Here is a 6,000-nt window from a genome sequence, read left to right on the forward strand (position 1 = left end):
CCCCTCCCCGTCTCGAGGGCGAGGAGGAAGCCGCGTCGGGGCGATCAGTGCAAGGTGGGACGAACCGGCGAGCGCCGCCACAGCTGGGCGGTCAGGGCGTTGGCCACGCCCAGCCAGCCGAGATCGGGCGACGAAGCGCCGCCGACCTTGCGGGCCTCGACGGCGTAGGCGGCCGAAGCGCCCAGCGAGGCGGTGGCCACGGCCAGCTGGCCACCGCCCCGTTTCGTGCCGAACGCCAGCCACAGGGCGTTGAAGCCCTGGGTCAGGCTCCAAAGGGTCAGCGCGCGGGTGCGGGCGGGGCTGGACGGCGCGTTCCAGGTGCGCAGGCCCGACAGGGTCATGGCGATGAACAGCGGCGGCAGCAGCAGGCTGGTCAAGGGCTTGGGCTGGTGGGCGACGGGCTCGTGCATCTCGGCGTAGCCGACCGCGTATTCCTCGTCGTCGATCACCCGCTCGTGGCGGCGGCCCATCAGCGTCGCGGCCAGCAGCGCCCCGCCGGCCAGGGCCAGGCCTATGGCCAGTTGCGCGCCGGCGCTGTTTCCGCTGGTGTCCGGCTGGAACGCTTCGCGGCCGGCCAGGGTGCGGTGGGCGTACGGCTTGCCGGTGGTGATGCGCATGACGGACTCCTCGATAACTTGGAACCGTAAACCGCCTAGCTTCCGGCTTGGTTCCAGATGACCCGCGCCCCCACGACTCCCATCCTGCTACGTCCCGCCCGCGCCGTCGAGATCGAGACGGTCCGCGCGCTGGAGCGCGCCTCGGCGCAGCGCTTCGTCGGCCTGATGGACGCCATCGCCGACGACGAGCCGACGCCGGCGGCGGTGCTGGCGCGACGCGTGGCCGAGGGCGGCCTGCTGGTCGCCGAAGCGGATGGCGAGATCGCCGGCTTCGTCATGTTCCGGCCGCTGGAGGGCGGGCTATATGTGGAGCAGCTCGACGTCCTGCCCGTCTTCGCCGGCCGTAGGATCGGCGCGGCCCTGCTGGACGCCGTCGGCGAGCAGGCGGTGGTGAGGGGCATGGCCTACCTGACCCTGTCGACCTTCCGGGACGTGCCCTGGAACGCCCCCTACTACGCCCGGCTGGGGTTCGTGGAGGTCGCAGCGCTGACGCCCGGCCTGGAGAGGATCCGCGCCGAGCACCTAACGCGCGGCCTGGACGAAGCCGCCCGGGTGTTCATGGCGCGGAGCATCCCGCACGATCCCGTCTAGGACACGGCGGCCGGAATCCATCGCGCCGACACCTCGCCCAGCGAAGCGACATCCACGATCTGGTCGAGGCTGACGAGTTGGTAGTGGATGTAGTCTTCGCGCGCGAACGGCGCCAGTTGCCCTCCGCCCCAGCCGTCCAGCCAGCGTGACGTCGTCACTTTCAGCAAAGGCCAAGTGTAGCGCTGAAAGCCGTCGTCGCCGCCGATCGTCGGCAGATTGTCGTTCGGATTCTCGATCGACGGATGAACGAACTCAGCATGCACCAGCACGGCGGAGGCCGAAGAGAAGGTGATCTCCAGATCGCGCGGCGGATTGCCCACAACGTCAGAATAGACCGCCACGATCACCGGCCCGCGCGCCATGCAGCTGGCTGTGACGATGAAACCGGCGCAGGGCGTCGACGGCAGGTCGTCAACCGGCTCCCAGCGCTCGAAGACGTTCAACGACGCCTCCCTACCGCGGCAGCAGCGAGATCGCCGTGCTGGCCACGGTGCTGACCGGCAGGGCCTTGAGGTCGGGCGAGCGGATCACGGCCACGTGGCCGCGCGGGCCGCACAGGGCCGGATCCGAGGCGTCGGAGAACAGGGCGATGGTCGGCGCACCGGCTGCGGCCAGCAGGTGAGTGGGACCGGTGTCGTTGCCGACCACCAGGGCGGCCTTGGCGCCGAGCACCGCCAACTGGGCGAAATCGGTGCGACCGGTCAGGTCGCGGGCCTGGCCGGCCGCCTTCTGGATCTGGCGGGCCATGGCGCTTTCCTGCGGCCCGCCGATGATGACGATGTCGAGGCCCTTGGACTTCAGCAGCGCCGCCAGCTGGGCGTAGCTCTCGACCGGCCAGCGCTTCTCGGGACGGTGGGCCGAACCGCCGGGCACCAGCAGGACGTAGGGCTTGGGCGCCACGGCCCCGGCCACCGGCCGGGCGTCCTTGTGCTTGCGCAGGATCCACGACAGGTCCGGCGGCGGGGCGCTGCCCGGCTCGATCGGCGCGTCGGGCCAGACGCCGGCCTGGCGCAGCTGGTCGGCGTGCCGCTCCAGGGTATGCATGTGATAACGGGCGCGGCCGCGCTGGGGCAGGCTAGCGCCCTTGGCGATGCCCGACCATTGCGGCGGGAACGGCCGCAGGGCCTGGAAGTACCAGCCGGTGCGGCTGTTGGTCTGCAGGTCGTAGACGCGGTCGTACTTGGCCTTGCGGATGCGGCCCAGCATCTTGAAGAGGTCGCCGGCGTCGGACGGACGGCCATCGACCTCGACCGCGTTGAAATAGGGCGACAGGCGCGCCAGGGCCTCGAAAGGCGGGGTGGTCAGCAGGGTGATCTTGGCGCGCGGGTGGGCCTCGCGGATCTTCTTCATCGCCGCCAGGGCCAGGACGAAATCGCCCAGCGCGCCCAGCTTGATGACCAGGACCTTCTTGATCTCCTTGCTCAACCCTTCGACTCCGAAACTCTCGCACCGGCCCTATGGGCCGCGATCACGCGCGCATAGACCTTAAGGGTCGCCTCGACCATGGCGTCCACAGAATACAACCGTCGCGCACGCGTTCGGGCGGCCTGGCCCATGGCCTGGCGGCCGGCCGCGCCCGCCTCGCAGGCGTCGTTCAGGGCCTGGGCCCAGGCCTCGACGTCGCCGGGCTTGGCCAGCCAGCCGGTCTCGCCGGGGACCACCGTCTCGCGCGTCGCGCCATGGTCGGCGGCGATCACCGGACGGCCCATGACCTGAGGCTCCACCGCCGTGCGGCCGAAGGCCTCCGGCTCCAGCGACGGGGCGATGGCCAGGTCGGCCAGCAGATAGGCGGCCGGCATGTCGTCGCAGTGGCCCACCAGCTTGACGCTGTCTTCCAGGCCGGCCTGGGCGATCATGTGCTCAAGCTCGGCGCGATAGCCCTTGCGGCCCTGGTCGTCGCCGGCCAGCAGCAGCAGGATCCGGGAGTCGCCCAGGGCCTTCAGCCGAGCCAGCGCCTGGATCGCCAGCCCCTGCCCCTTCCAGCGGGTCAGGCGACCGGCCAGCAGCACCTTCAGGCGCCGCTCGTCGGCGGCCACGCCCCAGGCCTGGCGCAGGGCCTCGACCCGCTCGGCCGAGACGAAGCCAGGCTCGAAGCGCGACAGGTCCACCCCGCGCGGAATGGCGACCACCTTGTCCGGGTCGATGCCGTGTTCGGCGATGACATGGGCGCGGGTGTATTCGGAATTGGCGATCACCAGGTCGCCCTTGGTCATAACCGCGTTGTACCAGCGCTTGAGGCTGGACTTGGCGTTGTAGACCCCGTGATAGGTGGCCACGAACGGCGCCTTGGTCGCCTGCGCCGCCCACAGGGCCGAGAAGGCCGGGGCGCGCGAGCGGGCGTGGACCAGGGTCACCTTCTCGCGGCGGATCAGGTCGATCAGGCGGGCGGCGTTGCCCAGCATCACCAGCGGGTTCTTCGACTGGGCCGGCATCTGGGCCAGACGACCGCCGTCGGCCTCCAGCCGCGCGGCCATGCGGCCGCCTCGCGTGGCGACCAAGGCCTTGCCGCCCAGGGCGACCACGCCATGGGCCACGTCGATCGTGGTCTGCTCGGCGCCGCCGGTCTCCAGTTCCGGAGTCACCTGCAGCAGGGTGAAATCATCGGGAAGGATGGACACGCCGCGCTCTGAAGAGGTTAGGAGAGCTAGTTAGCGAAACGAACAAGGCCGCGCCATGACCGAAGTCCGCGATTTCCACCCGCGCGAGGAAAATCAGCGTCTCGCGTACCGCCAGGTGGACGGCGAAGGCCCCACGGTGGTCTGGCTGGGCGGTTTTCACTCCGACATGACCGGGACCAAGGCCAAGGTCCTGGCCGAACAGGCCCTGGCGACGGGCGGCGGCTACCTGCGCTTCGACTATTTCGGCCACGGCGAATCATCGGGCGCGTTCAAGGACGGCACGATCAGCCGCTGGCGCGCCGACGCCCTGGCGGTGATCGATGAGTTGACCGATGGGCCGCTGGTGCTGGTGGGCTCGTCGATGGGCGGCTGGCTGGCCTGCCTGGCCGCCATCGCCCGGCCCGAGCGGGTGAAAGCCCTGGTGCTGGTCGCTCCCGCGCCCGACTTCACCGAAAAGCTGATGGGGCCCGAGCTCTCCGACGAAGCGAAGGCCGCGATCGAGCGCGACGGCTTCTGGGTTCGTCCCTCCGAATACGACGACGACGGCTACGCCATCACCCGCGAGCTGCTTGAGGACGGCGCTCGCTGGTCGATCCTGCCCGGCCCCGTGCCGATCGACGTTCCGGTGCGCGTGCTGCAGGGCGGCCAGGACGACGCGGTGCCCTGGACCCACGCCTTGGAACTGGCCAACGGCCTGACCAGCCAGGACGTCGTCTTCTCGCTGATCAAGGACGGCGACCACCGCCTGTCGCGCCCGCAGGACCTGGAACGCCTAGTCGCCGCCGTGGCCGAAGCCCGCGTGCTGGCCACGCCCGTCGACGACGACCCCGTCGCCCGCCGCCTGGCCCGCGCCGCCCGCGCGCGTTCGGCGGGTCAGGCCCCGGCGGCGGCCTGGGCCGCGGCTGACCTGGGGGACGAGGAGGAGTAGGCGAAATCGCCCTTCTCCCCTTGCGGGAGAAGGTGGCGGCGAAGCCGACGGATGAGGGGTCGAAAGCCCTGTCCGGAAAAGTCTGAGAGACCCCTCACCCGACCTCGCTCCGCGAGGCCACCCTCTCCCGCAAGGGGAGAGGGATCAGCCTTCCAGGATCGCAGCCAGCCCTTCGCGGTAGGTCGGGTACTTCGGCCGCCAGCCGAGTTCGGCCTTGGCCAGGGCGTTCGAGACGCGCTTGTTCTCGGCGTAGAAGCGGCGGGTGGCGGGCGACAGGCCCAGGGCGTTGAACGGCAGGTCCGGCGGGACCGGAACGCCCAGCAGCAGGGCGGCGTGCTCCATGACGTCCTGCGGCGGAGCCGGCTCGTCGTCGCAGAGATTGTAGACCGCCCCGGCGCGGGGGCGCTCCAGCGAGGCCAGCAGGCCGCTGACGATGTCGTCGCGATGGATGCGGCTGAACACCTGGCCCGGCTTGACGATGCGGCGGCCCTCGCCGGCCTTCAGGCGGTCGAAGGCGCTGCGGCCGGGGCCGTAGATGCCCGGCAGGCGGAAGGTCACGACCGTCAGCCCCATGCCTCGGCAGACCTGCCGCCAGTCGCGCTCGGCGCCCACGCGGCGCGCGCCCTCGACCGATTGGGCCTTCAGCGGGCTCGATTCGAACACCCAGCGGCCGTCGAAGTCGCCATAGACGCCGGTGGTGGAGAGGTAGCCGATCCAGTCGGGAAAGGCCTCGGCGGCGGCCAGGGCGGGAATCACCGCCTCCAGGGCCGGGCAGCCCTCGCCGGTCGGCGGCGAGGTGACCAGCACGGCGTTGACGCCACGCATGGCCTCGACCATCGCGATCTTGTCATCGGGGTCCACCGCCGAGAAGCCTTGGGCCTCCACCGCCGCCCGCGCCTCGGGCGTGCGCCCCGTCGCGGTCACCGACCAGCCTTGCGCGGCCAGAGATTCGGCGAAAGCGGCGCCGACGAAGCCCAATCCGAACACGAAGAGACGCAAACCCAGGCCCCGACCTCAAATCCAAGGGTCCAATGAGCCGCTCAAACGGCCGGTTCCGCAAGTGCGACATTCATCCCCATGAAGTTGGCCAACAGTGCTTGCCAAGCCCGGATCGCTCTGCCATAAGCCGCCTCCTCGTCGCGGGGCGCTGTTTTCAGCCTCTTCGATGCGGGCGTAGCTCAGTGGTAGAGCGCCACCTTGCCAAGGTGGATGTCGAGAGTTCGAATCTCTTCGCCCGCTCCATTCC

The 6,000-nt window shown here is 70.5% G+C and carries 7 protein-coding genes and 1 tRNA gene; 3 read left to right on the forward strand and 5 right to left on the reverse strand.

The window, feature by feature from the left end; genetic code table 11:
- Positions 1 to 44: 44 nt before the first annotated feature.
- Entirely contained in the window at positions 45 to 617 is a 573-nt protein-coding gene (locus AC07NS_RS00455; RefSeq protein ID WP_110119541.1) for a TspO/MBR family protein, read from the reverse strand.
- 57 nt (positions 618 to 674) lie between these two features.
- Here AC07NS_RS00455 and AC07NS_RS00460 point away from each other — a divergent pair, with 57 nt between their 5' ends.
- Positions 675 to 1,208, forward strand: a complete 534-nt coding sequence (locus AC07NS_RS00460) for a GNAT family N-acetyltransferase (protein ID WP_494600641.1) — start codon at positions 675 to 677, stop codon at positions 1,206 to 1,208.
- Here the strand turns inward: AC07NS_RS00460 and AC07NS_RS00465 are convergent.
- The 3 genes from AC07NS_RS00465 to AC07NS_RS00475 are packed head-to-tail and all read right to left on the reverse strand — an operon-like array spanning position 1,205 to position 3,826.
- Positions 1,205 to 1,651, reverse strand: a complete 447-nt coding sequence (locus AC07NS_RS00465; RefSeq protein WP_494600643.1) for a hypothetical protein — start codon at positions 1,649 to 1,651, stop codon at positions 1,205 to 1,207. The two genes, AC07NS_RS00460 and AC07NS_RS00465, sit on opposite strands and share 4 nt — an antisense overlap.
- A gap of 10 nt (positions 1,652 to 1,661) precedes the next feature.
- A complete protein-coding gene (locus AC07NS_RS00470; RefSeq protein WP_494600644.1) occupies positions 1,662 to 2,633 on the reverse strand; it encodes a glycosyltransferase family 9 protein in 972 nt (323 codons plus the stop codon).
- Complete coding sequence (locus AC07NS_RS00475; protein ID WP_494600645.1) at positions 2,630 to 3,826, reverse strand: glycosyltransferase family 4 protein; 1,197 nt, start codon at positions 3,824 to 3,826, stop codon at positions 2,630 to 2,632. The genes AC07NS_RS00470 and AC07NS_RS00475 overlap by 4 nt, the downstream gene beginning before the upstream one ends.
- A 55-nt stretch (positions 3,827 to 3,881) precedes the next feature.
- Here AC07NS_RS00475 and AC07NS_RS00480 point away from each other — a divergent pair, with 55 nt between their 5' ends.
- Positions 3,882 to 4,754 (forward strand): alpha/beta fold hydrolase, encoded by an 873-nt coding sequence (locus AC07NS_RS00480; protein ID WP_494600647.1) that lies wholly within the window; start codon positions 3,882 to 3,884, stop codon positions 4,752 to 4,754.
- Positions 4,755 to 4,898: 144 nt separating this feature from the next.
- On the opposite strand, the gene AC07NS_RS00485 is transcribed toward AC07NS_RS00480, so the two are convergent.
- On the reverse strand, positions 4,899 to 5,753 hold the full coding sequence (locus AC07NS_RS00485; protein WP_494600649.1) for an SDR family oxidoreductase: 855 nt from the start codon (positions 5,751 to 5,753) through the stop codon (positions 4,899 to 4,901).
- A gap of 168 nt (positions 5,754 to 5,921) precedes the next feature.
- On the opposite strand from AC07NS_RS00485, the gene AC07NS_RS00490 reads away from it, so the two are divergent.
- Positions 5,922 to 5,996: transfer RNA gene (locus tag AC07NS_RS00490), tRNA-Gly, on the forward strand.
- Positions 5,997 to 6,000 lie beyond the last annotated feature (4 nt).

It is taken from the genome of Caulobacter sp. GW821-FHT10A10 (assembly GCF_059415745.1).